This window comes from Streptomyces sp. PA03-1a, assembly GCF_033792805.1.
GTDB lineage: Bacteria > Actinomycetota > Actinomycetes > Streptomycetales > Streptomycetaceae > Actinacidiphila.
The window spans coordinates 1-16689 of sequence record NZ_JARAVO010000218.1 but is presented as its reverse complement, the minus strand read 5'-3'; the positions used below and the strand labels follow the sequence as shown (position 1 = coordinate 16689).

At 72.0% G+C, this 16689-nt stretch carries 15 protein-coding genes and 1 pseudogene; 6 read left to right on the top strand and 10 right to left on the bottom strand.

The features are described from left to right. The 5 genes from PV341_RS35405 to PV341_RS35385 form a co-directional block, all read right to left on the bottom strand. A partial coding sequence (locus PV341_RS35405) for an HAD family hydrolase (protein ID WP_500359965.1) occupies positions 1 to 392 on the bottom strand: 392 nt, incomplete at its 3' end. 94 nt (positions 393 to 486) lie between these two features. Next, positions 487 to 1578, bottom strand: coding sequence for an ABC transporter ATP-binding protein (locus PV341_RS35400; RefSeq protein ID WP_500359964.1), 1092 nt, complete (start codon positions 1576 to 1578; stop codon positions 487 to 489). A gap of 7 nt (positions 1579 to 1585) precedes the next feature. Next, on the bottom strand, positions 1586 to 2422 hold the full coding sequence (locus tag PV341_RS35395; protein WP_500359963.1) for an ABC transporter permease: 837 nt from the start codon (positions 2420 to 2422) through the stop codon (positions 1586 to 1588). Beyond that, entirely contained in the window at positions 2410 to 3318 is a 909-nt protein-coding gene (locus tag PV341_RS35390) for an ABC transporter permease (protein WP_500329049.1), read from the bottom strand. Before PV341_RS35390 ends, PV341_RS35395 begins: the two co-directional genes overlap by 13 nt. Then, positions 3315 to 4475: an ABC transporter substrate-binding protein gene (locus PV341_RS35385; RefSeq protein WP_500329050.1), complete on the bottom strand. Its 1161-nt coding sequence runs from the start codon at positions 4473 to 4475 to the stop codon at positions 3315 to 3317. Before PV341_RS35385 ends, PV341_RS35390 begins: the two co-directional genes overlap by 4 nt. A 277-nt stretch (positions 4476 to 4752) precedes the next feature. Between PV341_RS35385 and PV341_RS35380 the strand changes: the two genes are divergently transcribed. Further along, entirely contained in the window at positions 4753 to 5520 is a 768-nt protein-coding gene (locus tag PV341_RS35380) for a GntR family transcriptional regulator (protein ID WP_499514398.1), read from the top strand. On the opposite strand, the gene PV341_RS35375 is transcribed toward PV341_RS35380, so the two are convergent. Both PV341_RS35375 and PV341_RS35370 read right to left on the bottom strand, forming a co-directional pair. Continuing rightward, the gene (locus tag PV341_RS35375; RefSeq protein WP_500329051.1) at positions 5495 to 6883 is read right to left on the bottom strand and encodes a sensor histidine kinase; all 1389 of its coding nucleotides are present in this window, start codon (positions 6881 to 6883) and stop codon (positions 5495 to 5497) included. The genes PV341_RS35380 and PV341_RS35375 overlap by 26 nt on opposite strands. 14 nt (positions 6884 to 6897) lie before the next feature. Further along, a complete protein-coding gene (locus PV341_RS35370) occupies positions 6898 to 7605 on the bottom strand; it encodes a response regulator transcription factor (RefSeq protein ID WP_500329052.1) in 708 nt (235 codons plus the stop codon). Between the two features lie 290 nt (positions 7606 to 7895). Here PV341_RS35370 and PV341_RS35365 point away from each other — a divergent pair, with 290 nt between their 5' ends. From PV341_RS35365 to PV341_RS35345, 5 genes are all read left to right on the top strand, one after another. Next, positions 7896 to 8672, top strand: coding sequence for an amino acid ABC transporter ATP-binding protein (locus PV341_RS35365; RefSeq protein WP_500359962.1), 777 nt, complete (start codon positions 7896 to 7898; stop codon positions 8670 to 8672). 39 nt (positions 8673 to 8711) lie between these two features. Next, a complete protein-coding gene (locus tag PV341_RS35360) occupies positions 8712 to 9632 on the top strand; it encodes a glutamate ABC transporter substrate-binding protein (RefSeq protein WP_500329054.1) in 921 nt (306 codons plus the stop codon). Positions 9633 to 9743: 111 nt separating this feature from the next. Next, positions 9744 to 10391, top strand: a complete 648-nt coding sequence (locus tag PV341_RS35355; protein WP_500329055.1) for an amino acid ABC transporter permease — start codon at positions 9744 to 9746, stop codon at positions 10389 to 10391. Beyond that, complete coding sequence (locus tag PV341_RS35350; RefSeq protein WP_018561803.1) at positions 10388 to 11236, top strand: amino acid ABC transporter permease; 849 nt, start codon at positions 10388 to 10390, stop codon at positions 11234 to 11236. Before PV341_RS35355 ends, PV341_RS35350 begins: the two co-directional genes overlap by 4 nt. A gap of 105 nt (positions 11237 to 11341) precedes the next feature. After that, positions 11342 to 12997 (top strand): FAD-dependent monooxygenase, encoded by a 1656-nt coding sequence (locus PV341_RS35345; RefSeq protein WP_500359961.1) that lies wholly within the window; start codon positions 11342 to 11344, stop codon positions 12995 to 12997. A 157-nt stretch (positions 12998 to 13154) separates the two neighbouring features. Here PV341_RS35345 and rny read toward each other — a convergent pair whose 3' ends face one another. The 3 genes and pseudogenes from rny to recA all read right to left on the bottom strand — a co-directional run bounded on the left by rny (position 13155) and on the right by recA (position 16471). Continuing rightward, entirely contained in the window at positions 13155 to 14642 is a 1488-nt protein-coding gene (rny, locus tag PV341_RS35340; protein WP_500359959.1) for a ribonuclease Y, read from the bottom strand. Between the two features lie 93 nt (positions 14643 to 14735). Beyond that, a pseudogene (gene recX, locus PV341_RS35335) lies at positions 14736 to 15437 on the bottom strand (recombination regulator RecX); the annotation flags it as partial. After that, on the bottom strand, positions 15335 to 16471 hold the full coding sequence (gene recA, locus PV341_RS35330; protein ID WP_500329058.1) for a recombinase RecA: 1137 nt from the start codon (positions 16469 to 16471) through the stop codon (positions 15335 to 15337). The pseudogene recX and the gene recA, both read right to left, overlap by 103 nt. Positions 16472 to 16689 lie beyond the last annotated feature (218 nt).

Here is a 16689-nt window from a genome sequence, read left to right as displayed (position 1 = left end):
GTGCGGGGGGTGTCGTCGGCGGTCAGGGAGACCGCGAAGCGCTCGCGGCCCAGCACCGCCAGCACGATGTCCACGACCTCGCGCGGGGACGCCGAGACCAGGGCGATGGGGATCTCGTGCCGGGCGAGTTCGTCCAGCAGCTCCAGCGCGCCGGGGCGGGGCACCGTGCGGGCACGGACCCGCTCGGCGAACTCCCGGTGCAGGAGGGCGGCCAGTTCGTCGGCACCGGCCGCCGTCCCGGTCGTGGTGGCCAGGTGGGCGGCGGTGTGCTCGACGGCGCGGCCGAGGACCTCGGCCACGTCCGCGTCGCCGAGCACGTGCCCCAGCCCGGCGGCCACCTCGGCGACCGCCTCCCACCACAGCTCCTCGGTGTCGACGAGCGTGCCGTCCATGTCGAACAGGACGGCCTGGAGCGGGTGGTGCGGTGGGTGGGTCACGGGGCTCTCTTTCCTCGGGGGTGTGGGGGGATGGGAGGTGCGATCGGGGTCAGGCGGTGCGCGCGGTGACCAGGACGGGCCGGTCGGGCAGGGAGACGGTGACGGTCGCCCCCGGCGGGAGGGCGGCGGCGTCGGAGCCGGCCACGTCGGCCTTGACGGAGGCGCCGTCGGCCAGTTGCACGGTCACCCGGGTGACGGCGCCGAGGAAGGCGGTCGCCACGACGCGCGCGTCGCCGGCGGGGTCGGCGGTCAGGCGCACCGCCTCGGGACGGACGAGGACGTCCACTTCGGTGCCCGCGGGCACGTCGCCCTGGGCGGGGAGCCGCCGGCCGAGGACCTCGACGGTGCCGCCGTCGGTCAGCCGGCCCGGCAGGCGGCTGTTGGTGCCCACGAACTCGGCGACGAAGGCGGTGGCGGGGCGGTCGTACAGCTCGGCGGGGGCGGCGCACTGCTCCATCCGCCCGGCGTTCATGACGGCGACGCGGTCCGCCATGGACAGCGCCTCCTCCTGGTCGTGCGTCACGAACAACGTGGTGATGCCGAGTTCGAGCTGGAGACGGCGGATCTCCTCGCGCAGGTTGGTGCGCACCTTGGCGTCCAGCGCGCTCAGCGGCTCGTCCAGGAGCAGGACGCGCGGCCGCAGCGCCAGGGCGCGGGCGAGGGCCACGCGCTGCTGCTGACCGCCGGAGAGCTGGTGGGGGTAGCGGTCCCCGTGGTCCGGCAGGCCGACGAGTTCCAGCAGCTCCGCCGCGCGGGCGCGCCGTTCGTCGGTGCCGACCTTGCGCATGCGCAGCCCGAACGCGACGTTGTCGGCGGCGCTCAGGTGCGGGAAGAGGCTGTAGGACTGGAAGACCATGCCCGCGTCGCGGCGGTGCGCGGGGATCTTGGTGATGTCCTTGCCGTCGACCAGCACCTGACCGGAGTCGGGGTGCTCGAATCCGGCGAGCATCCGCAGCGCGGTGGTCTTCCCGCAGCCGGACGGGCCGAGCAGGGCGAGGAGTTCTCCGGGCCGGACGGTCAGGTCCAGTCCGTCGAGGGCGACCGTGGGCCCGAAGGCGCGGCGCAGCGCCCGGAACTCGACGGTGGCGCCGCCGGGCACGGTCGGCGCGGCGTCGGCCGGGGCGGGGACGGTGTCGGTCATGTCTCGGTCACTTCCGGGAGGCGGTACGTGAGGTCGGGCGGCGTCCGCCGACGGCGGCCAGGATGAGCAGCAGCATCCAGGTGACCAGCAGGCTGAGCACCGAGACGGCCACGGACAGCTGGGCCTGCGAGCCGCTGACCGTGACGATCCACACCGCGAAGGGCTGGAAGCCCAGCAGCTGGGCGACGGTGAACTCGCCGAGCACCAGGGCGAGGGTGAGGAAGGAGGCGTTGAGCAGCGCCCCGCGCAGGTTGGGCAGCACGACCCGGACCAGCGCGCGCGGCCAGTCGGCGCCGCAGGAGCGGGCCGCCTCGACCAGGGTGCGGACGTCCACCGCCCGCAGTCCGGCGTCCAGGGCCCGGTACACGAAGGGCAGCGCCATCACGACGTACGTGAGCACCAGGACGACCGGGAAGGACGGGTTCTGGATGGCCACGAAGGTCTGGAAGAGCGGCGTGGTGGCCAGGTGCTCGGGGCCCCAGCGCAGCACGTTGCTCACCCCGGCGACCAGCGCGATCGGCGGCACGACCAGCGGCAGCGAACAGACGACCTCGACCACCGGGCGCAGCCTGGGCGCGGACAGCCGCAGCGCGACCATGGCCGGCACCATCAGTAGCAGGACGACGGCGATGGTGGCGGCCCCGAGCTCCAGGGAGAGCAGCAGGCTGGAGGTGAAGCCCTCGGCGCCCAGGATCTGCCCGTACGCGTCGAAGGTGATGCCCTGGCCGGGGACGTCCACGGTGAAGATCACCGAGGCGGCCAGCGGCACCAGGAAGTAGAGGCCGGCACCGGCGAGGACGATGCCGCGCCAGGGCCGGATCCGGGTGCTCGTCAGACCAGCCATCGCGCGCTCCGTCGTTGCAGGGGCAGGTAGACCGCCATGACCAGGCCGGCGACGACGACCATGTCCAGGCTGAGGGCGAGGGCGACGTTCTCCTGCCCGACCAGGACGTTGCCGGAGATGGCGTCGGCGATCTGCAGGGTGATCAGCGGCACGGAGCTGCCGACCATCGCCGCGGCGGTGGCGTAGGCGGCGAAGGCGCTTCCGAAGAGCAGGACCAGGCCGCCGAGGAGCGAGGGGGCCAGCACGGGCAGGGCGACGTACCGCCAGTACTGCCCGTTGGTGGCGCCGTTGTTCTGGGCCGCCTCGCGCCACTGGACGCGCAGCCCCTCCAGCGCAGGGGTCACGGTGAGCACCATGAGCGGGATGAGGAAGTAGAGGTAGACGATGACCAGACCCCAGAAGCTGTAGAGGCTCCAGCCGTGGTCGGCGAGACCCAGGTGGCGGGTGAGGACGCCGGCGTTGCCCAGGGTCGCCACGAAGGCGAAGGCCAGCGGCACCCCGCCGAAGTTGGCGAGCACGCCGGAGGCCGTCAGCACGGCTTCACGCAGCGCGCGGAAGCGCGAGGTCACCACGGCCTGGGCGAGCAGCAGACCGAACACCGCGCCGATGGCGGCGGAGAGCCCGCACAGCTTCACGCTGCCCCACAGGGCGGTCAGGTAGGCGCCCTGCAGGGAGGTGGTCAGGTTGGCCGTGGTGTACGAGGTGGCCCCGGTCGCGGGGTCCTTGACGGTGAAGGCGCCGTTGAGCATGGCGACCGCGGGGGCCCCGAAACCGATCGCCACGAAGACGAGCAGCGGGACCACCGCGAGCCAGCCGGCCGAGCGCCGCCGCGCCGGGGCGGTGGCCCCGGCAGCGGCGGCGACGGGCGCCGCGGTGGCGGTCATCGGGTCGGTCATCCGGAGACGGCCTTGCCCCAGCCCTGGGCCAGCACTTCCTTGGCCTTGTTCTGCTGGGCGTCGGTCGGGAAGGACGGGGTGCCGCTGACCGCGGGGAGCTTGCCGGCGGCGGTCTTGTCGAGGGTGCCGGCCGTGTCCATGGCGGGCATCAGGACGGGGCGGGCGAAGCCGGCGAGCCACAGGTTCTGGCCCTCGGCGCTGTACAGGTACTCCTGCCACAGGCGGGCGGCCGCCGGGTGCGGGGCGTCCTTGTTGATCGCCTGCGCGTAGTACTGGGCGTACTCGCCGTCGCTCGGGACGGAGACCTTCCAGTCCACGCCCTTGCTGGCGAACTCCTCGGCGTAGCCGGCGTTGAGGTAGTCCCAGTCGATGCTGATCGGGGTCTCACCCTTCTCGACGGTGGCCGGGGTGGACTCGACGGGGTTGTAGTTGCCGTTCTTCTTCAGCTTGCCGAAGAAGTCGATGCCGGGCTGGATGTCGTCGAAGGAGCCGCCGTTGGCCAGCGCCGCCGCGTAGACGCCGCCGAAGGCCGAGCCCGACTTGGTCGGGTTGCCGTTGAGGGCGACCTGGCCCTTGTACTCGGGCTTGAGGAGGTCGGCGAAGGTGGTCGGGCAGTTCTTGACGCGCTTGGCGTCGCAGCCGATGGAGACGTAGCCGCCGTAGTCGTTGTACCAGCGGGCCTGGGCGTCCTTCTGGGCGGCCGGGATGTCGTCGTAGGAGGCGACCTTGTAGGGGGCGAACAGGCCCTGCTGGGCGCCGCTGATCGCGAAGGACGCGCCGAGGTCGAGGACGTCGGGGGCGCGGTCCTGGCCCTTGCGGGAGGTGACGGCGTTGATCTCGTCCTGGCTGGCGGCGTCCGGGGTCTCGTTCTGGATCTTGATGCCGTACTTCTTGGTGAAGCCGTCGATCAGCGCGCCGTAGTTCGCCCAGTCGCGGGGCAGGGCGATCGCGTTGAGCGTGCCCTCCTTCTTGGCGGCGGCGACCAGGGCGTCCATGCCGCCGAACTCCTCGGCGGAGGTCGCGGTGGCCGCGCTCTTGCCGTTCTTGCCGTCGGCGGCGGTCTGGGTGGTGGGGGCCGAGCCGCAGGCGCTGAGCGCCAGCGCGGTCACGGCGAGGCCGGCGGCGAGTACGGCCGCCTTCGGAAGGGACGCGGGCACGGAAGTCTCCTGGAGGGGAAGTCGGGTCCTGAGGGCCAGGGAGGTCGGGGCGGTTCAACTTGTCCGAACAAGTTGGCCTTCAGTAGGCCGTGCGTCAATGGCCTTTCCGTAAACGGCGGGAAAACCTCGGCAAGCCTGCAGAGGGCAGTCGTCCCGTTTCAGCCAAGGACCCCGGGAGCGGCCCCGGACGCCGGGAACCCCTGCGCGCGATCGGCGCGCGGCTCGTCTACGCTGAGCGATGTTGTGCGCAGACGGTGAATGAACGGAAGGGGGCGCGGTGGCGGCGCGGCACGAGGAGATCGCCGAGGAGCTCCGGCGGGCCATCGACGACGAGGAGTACACCGTCGGTGCCCTGCTCCCCCCGGAGACCGAACTGGCCGCCCGGTACGGCGTCTCCCGCGGCACGGTGCGCCAAGCCGTGGCCGCGCTGACCGCGGAGGGGCTGATCGGCTCCCGTCAGGGCGCCCGCCGCGTCGTGCTGGCCAGCCGGCGCAGCCAGAGCTTCGCGGAGCTGCGCAGCTTCGCCCAGTGGGCGCGGGCCATGGGGCGCGCCGCCTCGGGCACCGTGGTCCGCACCGAGACCCGTCCGGCCACCGCGGAGGACGCCACGCGCCTGCACCTGCGCACGGGCGCGGACGTGCTGTACGTGCTGCGGGTGCGCGGACTGGACGGTGAGCACGTCCTGGTGGAGCGCACGGTCTACGCCGACTGGATCGCCCCCGCGGTGCTGCGCATAGAGCCGGACTGCGAGTCGGTCACCCAGCGGCTGTACGACGACACGGGCCTGGTCTTCGCCTACGGGGAGCACCTGATCGACGCGGTCGCGGCCGGCACCCGGGACAGCGAACTGCTGGGCGTGCGGCGCGGGAGCCCGCTGCTGCGGGTGCGCCGGGTCACCACCACGCAGAAGGGCCGCCCGGTGGAGTGGTCGGACGACCGCTACCGCTCGGACGCCGTCAACTTCAGCATCCACAACTCGATCGGCTCCAACCCGCTGGCCCGCCAGGCCGGCCCCGGACTCAGGGAGCCGTACGCGGCACCGTGAGGGTCACCACCAGTCCGTGCGGCTCGTTCGGCGCATACGCGATGCTGCCGCCGCCCTGCGCCAGCAGCACCCGTGCGATGGACAGGCCGAGGCCCGAGCCTTCGACGTTCTGGTGACGCGGGCTGCGCCAGAAACGGTCGCCGATGCGGGCGAGTTCGTCCTCGGTGAGGCCCGGCCCGCCGTCGGCGACGGTCACGTCGATCGCGCCGGGGCGGCCGCGCAGTTCGGTGGTGACCCGCACGCGTTCACCGTCCGGGGTGAACTTCACGGCGTTGTCGATCACGGCGTCGAGGGCGCTGGACAGCGCCACCGGGTCGGCCCAGCCGGTCACGGCGGCGGCGCCCCCGTAGGAGAGCTCCACGCCGTCGCGCTCGGCGACCGGCCGCCACGCCTCCACGCGTTCCGCGGCGAGGGCGGCGATGTCGGTGAGGGCGAGGTTGGCCTCCGCGTGCTCGGCGGTGGCCAGGCCCAGCAGGTCGTCCAGGACCGAGGCGAGGCGCTTGCCCTCCTCCCGGACCGAGGCGATCTCCTCGTGCCCGTCGGGCAGTTCCAGGCCCAGCAGCTCGATCCGCAGCAGCAGCGCGGACAGCGGGTTGCGCAACTGGTGGGAGGCGTCGGCGACGAAGGCCCGCTGCTGGTCGAGGACCTCCTCGACGTTGTCGGCCATCTCGTTGAACGAGCGTGCCAGGCGCCGCAGTTCCGGCGGCCCCCCGGACACCGCCACGCGGGACTTCATCCGGCCGGTGGCGATGTCGTGGGTGACCCGGTCCAGCACCCGGACCGGGCGCAGCACCCAGCCGGTGAGCCGGAAGGCCGCCATGACGGCCACGATCATGGCGGCCAGTTCACCGGCCGCGAGCAGCAGCCAGCCGCGCAGGATGCGCGAGCGCATGGCACCGGTCGGCGAGTCGGTGAGCACCACCGCGACGACGTCGCCGTCCCGGACGACCGGGGAGGCGACCGGCAGCGAGCGGCGCTGCCAGGGCCAGATCTGCGTGGGGTCGTGGCTGCGCCGCCCGGCCAGGGCCTCGCTGTACGCGGTGAAGGCCTCGCCGCCGGTGGGCAGCTTCCAGCCGGCCGGGGCCGAGGAGATCGGCTTGCCGTCACGGTCGAAGACGCCGGCCCTGATGCGGTACACCTCCTGGTACTGCAGCAGTTCGGCCCGCAGCGTACTCTCCCGCTCGCCGCCGCCGTCGGTGCTGACGTACTGCGCGAGCGCGGCGAAGCGCGCGGTGTCGTCGATGCGGTCCACGACGACCCGCTGCTGCTGGGCGGCGGCCAGGCTGGCGGCGAGCGGGAAGCCGAGGGCCAGCAGCACACCGGCCATCAGCACGATGAGCAGCGGCAGCAGCCGGGCATGCACGGGAGGACGGCCTCCTAGCCGGCGGGCACGACGAGGCGGTAGCCGACCCCGCGCACGGTCTCGATCAGGGAGGGCAGACGCAGCTTGGAGCGCAGGGACGCCACGTGCACCTCAAGGGTGCGTCCGGTCCCCTCCCAACTCGTCCGCCACACCTCGCTGATGATCTGCTCGCGGCGGAAGACCACACCGGGCCGCTGCGCGAGCATCGCGAGCAGGTCGAACTCCTTGCGGGTGAGCGCGACCGGCTCGTCGTCGACGGTGACCTTGCGGGTGGCCAGCTCCACGCGGACCGGGCCCAGCCCGATGACGTCGGGAGCCTCCGCGCCCTCCGCCTCGGGCCCGGCGGGCGCCTCCTGCGCCTTGCGGCGGCAGACGGCGTGGATGCGGGCGAGCAGCTCACCGGTGTCGTACGGCTTCACCACGTAGTCGTCGGCGCCGAGGTTGAGGCCGTGGATGCGGGACCGCACGTCGGCCCGCGCGGTCACCATGATCACGGGGATGGCGGTGCGCAGCCGGATGCGGCTGCACACCTCGAACCCGTCCTGGTCGGGCAGGCCGAGGTCGAGCAGGACCACGTCGAAGCCGGGCCCGTGGTCGGGCAGCAGCGCGTGCAGCGCCTCCTCGCCGCTGCGGGCGTGGGTGACCTGCAGCCCGTGCTTGGCCAGCACGGCCGACAGCGCGGCGGCGACCCGGTGGTCGTCCTCCACGAGCAGCAGTCTCATCCGTTCACCTCCCGCGGTCCGGCCCTTCACGCCCCCGCAATCATGCTCTACCACCGAATACACGCCGATGGGCCACGTGCGCGTCAAGCGCAGCCCGCTCCCGCGGGGCGACTGTTACGGAGCCGGTACGCTGCACAACCGGCCGGGCTCACCCACAGTGCCGGATTTGTGCCAGCCAGTGACCGGATCGTGATGCTCAAGTTCCCCTCAGATGTGCTGACTCGGTTCGCCGAGCGTCAATAGGGTGATCGCCAAGGTCTGGTCAACCGACGAGGATGGAGCACACGCCGATGACCGAAGTGCCGGTGACCGAGGACGCCGTTCCGGCGCCCGACGACCTGGTCGTACTGAAGGACGTGAACAAGCACTTCGGCGCGCTGCACGTGCTCCAGGACATCAACCTCAGCATCGGCCGCGGCGAGGTCGTGGTCGTGATCGGCCCCTCGGGGTCGGGCAAGTCGACGCTGTGCCGGGCCGTCAACCGCCTGGAGACGATCGATTCGGGCGCGATCACGATCGACGGGAAGCCGCTGCCCCAGGAGGGCAGGGATCTGGCCCGGCTGCGCGCCGACGTCGGCATGGTCTTCCAGTCGTTCAACCTCTTCGCGCACAAGACGGTCCTGGAGAACGTCACGCTCGGCCAGGTCAAGGTGCGCAGGACCGCCAAGAAGGCCGCCGAGGAGCGGGCCCGTGCCCTGCTGGACCGGGTGGGCGTGGGCAGCCAGGCGGACAAGTACCCGGCACAGCTCTCCGGGGGCCAGCAGCAGCGCGTGGCGATCGCCCGGGCGCTGGCGATGGAGCCGAAGGTCATGCTCTTCGACGAGCCGACCTCGGCGCTCGACCCGGAGATGATCAACGAGGTGCTGGAGGTCATGCAGCAGCTCGCACGCGACGGGATGACGATGGTAGTCGTCACCCACGAGATGGGCTTCGCCCGGTCCGCCGCCAACCGCGTCGTCTTCATGGCGGACGGGCGGATCGTCGAGCAGGCGACGCCCGACCAGTTCTTCAGCAATCCCCGGAGCGACCGGGCCAAGGACTTCCTTTCGAAGATCCTTCACCACTGAGAGCGACACCGACGGTTCGCCGACCTAAGGATGATCACCATGAGGTTCCGTACCACTGCCGCCGCCGCTCTGGCCGTCCTGGCGCTGACCGCCACCGCCACCGCGTGCGGCAAGGAGGGCTCGCCCTCCTCCTCGAGCACCCCCGGCAAGGGCTCCAGCAGCGCGGCCGCCGCCGAACTGCCCACCTACACCGTCAAGACCGGTGTGGACCTGGCCGGCTCCAAGACCTGGGACCGGATCAAGAAGAACGGCAAGCTCGTCATCGGCGTCAAGGCCGACCAGCCGAACCTGGGTTACCAGGACCCCGGCAGCAAGAAGTACTCCGGCTTCGACATCGAGATCGCCAAGATGATCGCCGCCGACCTCGGCTTCGACGAGAGCAAGATCGAGTACAAGACGATCCAGTCGGCCAACCGCGAGACCGCCCTCTCCGGCGGCCAGGTCGACTACTACGTCGGCACGTACACCATCAACGACGAGCGCAAGAAGTCCGTCTCCTTCGCCGGCCCGTACTTCGTCGCGGGCCAGGACCTGCTGGTCAAGAAGGGCAGCGGCATCAAGAGCACGAGCGACCTCAAGGGCAAGAAGGTCTGCTCCGCGACCGGCTCGACCTCCATCCAGCGCATCAAGGAGGGCAACTACGGCGCCGAGCCCGTCGAGTACGACTCCTACTCGCTGTGCGTGCAGAACCTGGCCTCGGGCCAGGTCGACGCGGTGACCACCGACGACGCCATCCTCAAGGGCTACGCGGCCCAGGACCCGGCCAACCTCGAGGTCGTCGGCAAGCCGTTCTCCGAGGAGGCCTACGGCGTGGGCCTGCTCAAGGACGACAAGGTCCTGCAGGAGGCGATCACCAACGCGCTGAAGAACCACGAGGACAACGGCGACTGGAAGAAGGCGTACGACGCCACGCTCGGCAAGTCCGGCGTGAGCGCCGAGATCCCGCAGCTCCAGTCCTGAAGCGGGCGGGACCCGGCCTGACCCGGGTCCCGTCCCCCCTCCCCGGCACAGCCCGAGCCTGATGCGCCGGCGGCCAGGAGCGGCCGTCGGCGCACCCCCTTCGGAGAATCGATGAACGTACTGCTGGACAACTTCGCGCTCTTCCGCGAGGGGTTCCTCGGCACGGTCGAGCTGACCGCGCTCAGCGGGGCGATCGCCCTGGTGCTCGGGGTGATCATGGCCGCCTTCCGGGTGTCCCCGGTGCCGCCCCTGCGCGCCTTCGGCGCGGCGTGGGTGACCCTGCTGCGCAACACCCCGCTAACCCTGCTCTTCTTCATCGCGGTGCTGGTGCTGCCCCGGCTGGGGCTGAACACCTGGAGCTACTTCCGGCTCGCGGTGCTCGCCCTGAGCTGCTACACCTCGGCTTTCATCTGCGAGGCCGTGCGCTCGGGCATCAACACCGTCCCGCTCGGGCAGGCCGAGGCCGCCCGCAGCCTCGGGATGACCTTCACCCAGACCCTGCGGCTGATCATCCTGCCGCAGGCCACCCGGACCGTGCTGCCGCCCATCGGCAGCCTGCTGATCGCGCTCACCAAGAACTCCGCGATCGCCGGTGCCTTCAGCGTCACCGAGCTGTTCAGCGTGCAGAAGGCGCTCGGTGAGAAGGGCTACAGCGTCTTCGCGACCTTCATCTGGGTGGCGATCGCCTACCTGGTCCTCACCCTCCTCATCAGCGCGGTCTTCCGACTGCTCGAGAACCGGCTGGCGGTGGCCCGATGAGCACGAACGTCCTCTTCGACGCCCCCGGCCCCCGGGCCAGGATCCGCAACCGGGTCGTCGGCGCGGTCGCCGCCCTGGCGATCCTCGCCCTGCTGTGGTTCGTCTACCGGCGGCTCGACGAGTCGGGGCAGTTCGCCTCGTACCTCTGGGAGCCCTTCCAGTACACCGACATCCAGCAGCGCCTTGTCGACGGTCTGGTCTCCACGCTGAAGGCCTTCGCGCTCGCCGCGGTCTTCTCGCTGGTGCTGGGCGCGGCGCTGGCGGCCGGCCGGCTGTCGGACCACGCCCCGGTGCGGTGGGTGGCGACCGTCGTCGTGGAGTTCTTCCGCGCGATGCCGCTGCTCATCATGATCTTCGCGCTGTACGTGGGCCTCTTTACCGCCGCCCCGCTGTGGGCGCTGGTGATCGGCCTCACCCTCTACAACGGCTCGGTGCAGGCCGAGATCTTCCGGGCCGGCATCAACGCCGTACCCAAGGGGCAGCGCGAGGCCGCGTACGCGATCGGCCTGCGCAAGACGCAGGTCATGGTCTTCGTACTGATCCCGCAGGCGGTCCGGGCCATGCTGCCGTCGATCATCAGCCAGCTGGTGGTCACCCTGAAGGACACCTCACTCGGGTACATCATCACGTACGAGGAGCTGCTCTACATCGGCAACCTCATCGCGAAGAACAGCGCGGGCTTCCCCTTCATCCCGATGATCATCATCGTGGCGCCGATCTACATCCTGATGTGTCTGGCGCTCAGCTCGCTGGCCAACTGGATCGAGCGTCGCGGCCGCCGCAGCCGCAAGGGCGCGCCGCCGAAGTCCGGTGACATCAAGGCGGTGGAGGCCGCCGCGGAGTGACGGTGCGCCAGGCGCACCACCGCGCGACAGGTGTGGTCACTTGACGCACGCACGCGCAGTAGGTTGCATACGCAATGTGACTGCACAACTTCCCGGGACCGCACCGTGGACCCGGTGATCATCGCGGGGGCGGGTCCGGTCGGGCTCGCCCTCGCGCTCTGCCTGGCCCGGCACGACGTGCCGAGCATCGTCCTCGACGAGCACGACCACCCGCCCGCCCTCTCCGCGGAACGCACGGCCGTACTGAGCCCGGAGACCGCCGGGCTGCTGGTCCGGCTCGGCCACCGACGGCTCTACGAGTCCGGCGCCACCTGGGAGGCGTGGCGGACGCTGCGCCGACGGCAGGAGACCGTCCGGGTGGAGTTCGGCGACCGCGCGTCCGGCGGGCAGGGGCACTCCCCGCTGCACATCGGGCAGGAGCGCCTGGAGCACGGGTTGCGCGGGGCCCTCGCCGAGCAGGCGCTGGTGCGGATCGTCCCGGGGGCGCGCGTCGACTCCGTCGAGCAGGACGACCGCGGTGTCAGCGTCCGCACCAAGGGTGCCAACGCCACCTGGTGGCGCGGGAGTTACCTGATCGGCTGCGACGGCCCGCGGTCCACCGTGCGCAAGCTGCTGGGCGTGCGCTTCCCCGGCCGCACGGCCGTCGACCGGCACGCCGTCGCCGCACTGCGGGTCGCGCTGCCCGACGAGGGCGTGGCGCTGCTGCACCGTGAGCCGCCGGGGCCCGGCGCGGGACCGGAGGTGACGGCCCGTCCGCTGCCGGACGGGGTGTGGCGGCTGGACTGGCTGCTGCCCGCGCGCGGTGAGCCGCTCACCTCCGACGAGCTCGTCTCGCGGATCCGCGGCACCCTCTCGGCCTGGTGCGGAAGCGTTCCGTCGTACGAGCTGCTGGGCTCCGCCGAGTACCCGGTGCACCAGCGGCTGGCCCGGCGCTGGCGCGCCGGACGCGTCTTCCTGGCCGGGGACGCGGCGCACCTCATGGGCGCGCTGGGCGCGCAGGGGCTGGAGGAGGGCCTGCGCGACGCCGACAACCTCGCCTGGAAGCTCTCCCTGGCCTGGCACCACGGCGCCTCGGACACGCTGCTCGACAGCTACCAGGCCGAGCGGCGCGGCGCGGTGGGCGCCCGGCTGCGGGCCACCGACCAGGTGCTGCCGCTGCTGCGGGCCAGCGGTGTCTGGCACACGGTGCGACGCTCCGTGCTCTCCGGCTCCGCCCGGCGGTACGCCGAACTGCTCACCGACGGCCACCTCGGCCGGGGCCCGCTCGGCGCGCCGCCGGTCTACGCCCGCTCGCCGCTCGCGCTGCCCGCTCCCCGCGGGGCGGGCGCCGCGGCCTCGGCCTCCTCGGCTGCCGCGCCGTCGCCGCTGCTGGGGTCCTGTGCCACTCCCCCGGGCGGTGCGGTCGTCGACGTCCCGGTCACGGCGCTCGACGGCTCCGGAGCGCGCCTGTATGAGCGCCTCGGGCGTGACCTGCTGGTCGTCCTCGTCGCGCCGGGCACCGGTGTGTGGGAGAGCCGGCACTGGCTCACCGCGGGCCTGATGCCTCGGCTGGCCAAGGCGGTGGCGGCCCTGCCCACCCGGGCGGAGCTGCTCGTCACGGAGGCGTACCCGGGGTCGACGGCGCACAGCGTGCTGCTGATCCGCCCGGACGGCCACCTGGTGACCGTGATGACCGGCTGCCGCCCGACCGAGCTGTACGCCTACGCCGACCTCGCCCGCGGCGGCCCCCCGAGCCCCGTCCAGGACCGCGTCCCCCACTGACGGGGCGGGGCGCGGGCCCGGGCCCGGGAAGGCCGGTCCCCGGCTCCGCCCGCTGGACCTCCGGCGGAGCCGGGGTGAACCGCCGGGCCGGTCCGTTCGTCCGGGCCGGTCCGTTCGTCCGGGCCGATCCGGTCCGGTCCGGTCCGGTCCGGTCCGGTCAGCGGGCGAACTCGGTGGCGCGGGACTCACGGACGACGGTGATGCGGATCTGGCCGGGGTAGGTGAGCTCCTCCTCGATCTGCTTGGCCACGTCACGGGCGATGACCTGCGCCTGGATGTCGTCCACGTCCTCCGGGCGCACCATGACCCGGACCTCGCGTCCGGCCTGCATGGCGAAGACCTTGGCGACGCCCGTGTGCGCGGCGGCGATCTGCTCCAGTCGCTTGAGCCGGCGGACGTAGCTCTCCAGGGACTCGCGCCGCGCGCCGGGACGGCCCCCGGAGATGCCGTCGGCGGCCTGGGTGAGGACGGCCTCGACGGTGCGGGGGTCGACCTCGTTGTGGTGGGCCTCGATGGAGTGGACGACGTCCTCGGACTCGCCGTGCCGCCGCGCCAGGTCCGCGCCGATGAGGGCGTGGCTGCCCTCGACCTCGTGGGTGAGGGCCTTGCCGATGTCGTGCAGCAGCGTGCCGCGCTTCGTCACGGCCGGGTCGATGCCGAGTTCGGCGGCCATCATGCCCGCGATGTGCGCGGACTCCAGGAGGTGGCCGAGCACGTTCTGGCCGTAGGAGGTGCGGTAGCGCAGCCGCCCGAGCAGCGTGACCAGTTCGGGGTGCATGTCGGTGATGCCGATCTCGGTGAGCGCGTCCTCGCCGTGGCGCACGCAGAGCTGCTCGACCTCGACCTGCTTGCGCTCGTAGACCTCCTCGATGCGGTGCGGGTGGATGCGGCCGTCGGTGACGAGCGCGTCGAGGGTGAGCCGGGCGACCTCGCGGCGCACCGGGTCGAAGCAGGACAGCAGCACCGCCTCGGGGGTGTCGTCGATGATGAGGTTGACCCCGGTGACGGCCTCGAAGGCACGGATGTTGCGACCCTCGCGGCCGATGATCCGGCCCTTCATCTCGTCGCCCGGCAGTTGGAGCACCGAGACCACGGACTCGGCGGTCTGCTCGGTGGCCACGCGCTGGATGGCCCCGGCCACGATCCGCCGGGCGCGTTCCTCGCCGCGGTCGCGGGCCGCGCGCTCGATGTCGCGGGCGATCACCGCCGCCTCACGCTTGGCCTGTTGCTCGGCGGAGCGCACGAGGTCGGCACGGGCCTCGGTTGCGGTGTAAGCGGCGACGCGCTCCAGGACGTCGCGCCGCTCCTCCTCCAGCCGGTTGAGCTCGGCACGGCGGCGCTCCAGCTCCTCGCGTTCCTCGGCCAGTTCACGGCGACGCCGGTGCAGTTGCTCCGACTCGGCGTCGATGCGGGCCTCCCGGTCGGCGAGCCGCTGCTCACGCCGCTCCAAGTCGGCCCGGATCTCGCGGACTTCCTCCTTGGCGGTGGCCCGGATCTCCCGGGCCTCACGCTCGGCCGCCGCCCTGAGCTGTTCGCGTTCCGCGCGGAGCCGTCGGAGCAGCACCCCCGCGGTGACCGCGACGACCACGGTGACGGCCACGGCCACGGCCGTGAACACGGATTCGGTCCCCAGCGCGATGCCCATGGCACCAACTCCCGTATCTCTGAGGATGCGATCCCTCACCGGTTGTGAGGCTAAGTCGACTCAGAGGAACGGTCAAGGAACCTCAACGGAGGTTCAGTCGGGCAGGTAGTGCTCCAGCGACTCCGGGTCCTCACCCTCCTCCTCCAGAGCACGGCGGACCACCCTCAGGGCGAGCCCTTCCGCATACCCCTTGCGGGCGAGCATCCCGGCGAGCCGGCGGATCCGCTTCTCCTTCTCCAGGCCGCGGGTGGCCCGGAGCTTGCGGTCGACGAGGGCGCGGGCGGTCTCCTCCTCCTGCCCCGCGTCGAGCCGCCCCACGGCCTGGCCGATCGCCTCGGCGTCCACCCCCCGGGTGCGCAGCTCCTGGGCCAGGGCACGCCGGGCGAGGCCCCGGCCGTGGTGCCGGGACTCCACCCAGGCGTTGGCGAACGCCTGGTCGTCGATGAGCCCGACGTCCTCGAACCGCTCCAGCACGTGCTCCGCCGCGTCCTCCGGGATGTCCCGGCGGCGCATGGCGTCGGCGAGCTGCTTGCGGGTGCGCGGGGTCCCGGTGAGCAGGCGCAGGCAGAGCGCCCGCGCCTGCTCCACGGGGTCGAGCGGGCGCTCTTGCTCCGCCCTGGGCCCCTCCTGCCCTACGGCGGGCGAGGAGGGAGAGAAAGAGCCGCCACGATCCTTGTGCCCGGATACCACCGTCAGGCCTTGGCGGCCGCGGCCTTGGTCGCCTTGACGGCCTTGGGCGCCGGGACCGTCGCGCCGGCGTCCGCCTTCGCCGGGTCGGCCACCGCCGCGGGAGCGGCCGCGTCCTCACCGGGCTGCTCGCCCGAGGCCTCGGGCCGGACGCCGATGCCGAGCTTCTCCTTGATCTTCTTCTCGATCTCGTCGGCGAGGTCGGGGTTGTCGCGCAGGAAGTTGCGCGCGTTCTCCTTGCCCTGGCCGAGCTGGTCGCCCTCGTAGGTGTACCAGGCACCGGACTTGCGGATGAAGCCGTGGTCCACGCCCATGTCGATCAGGCCGCCCTCGCGGCTGATGCCCTGGCCGTAGAGGATGTCGAACTCGGCCTGCTTGAAGGGCGGCGCGACCTTGTTCTTGACGACCTTGACGCGGGTGCGGTTGCCGACCGCGTCGGTGCCGTCCTTGAGGGTCTCGATGCGGCGGATGTCCAGCCGCACGGAGGCGTAGAACTTCAGCGCGCGGCCACCGGTGGTGGTCTCCGGCGAGCCGAACATCACGCCGACCTTCTCGCGGAGCTGGTTGATGAAGATCGCGGTGGTCTTGGACTGGCTGAGCGCGCCGGTGATCTTGCGCAGCGCCTGGCTCATCAGACGGGCCTGCAGACCCACGTGCGAGTCACCCATCTCGCCCTCGATCTCGGCCCGCGGCACGAGGGCCGCCACGGAGTCGATCACGATGAGGTCCAGCGCGCCGGAACGGATCAGCATGTCGGTGATCTCGAGGGCCTGCTCACCGTTGTCCGGCTGGGACAGCAGCAGGGAGTCCACGTCCACACCGAGGCGCTTGGCGTAGTCGGGGTCGAGGGCGTGCTCGGCGTCCACGAAGGCGACCTTGCCGCCGGCCCGCTGGGCGTTGGCCACCGCGTGCAGGGTCAGGGTCGTCTTGCCGGAGGACTCCGGGCCGTAGACCTCCACCACGCGGCCGCGCGGGAGACCGCCGACGCCGAGGGCGACGTCCAGGGCGGTGGATCCCGTCGAGATGACCTCGATGGGCTCGTTCGGCCGGTCGCCGAGACGCATGACGGCGCCCTTGCCGAACTGCCGTTCAATCTGTGCGAGCGCGGCGTCGAGCGCCTTCTCGCGGTCGGTTCCTGCCATGGGTTCCACCCTGGGTGTCTGAGTCGTTCGCTTCACGTCCATGACGCTACTGCCTGCCACTGACAACGCGTCCCGACGCCGCCCCCGGCCTGTGGACAACCCACGGGAGTCCGTGAAAACCCTTGGGAAACCGGGTCCGGGACATCCATGAGAATGGATGTTCGATTTTCGTGTCAAGCGACTCCCGGACCTCGGTCGCCCCCGCCGCCCGCCCCGTC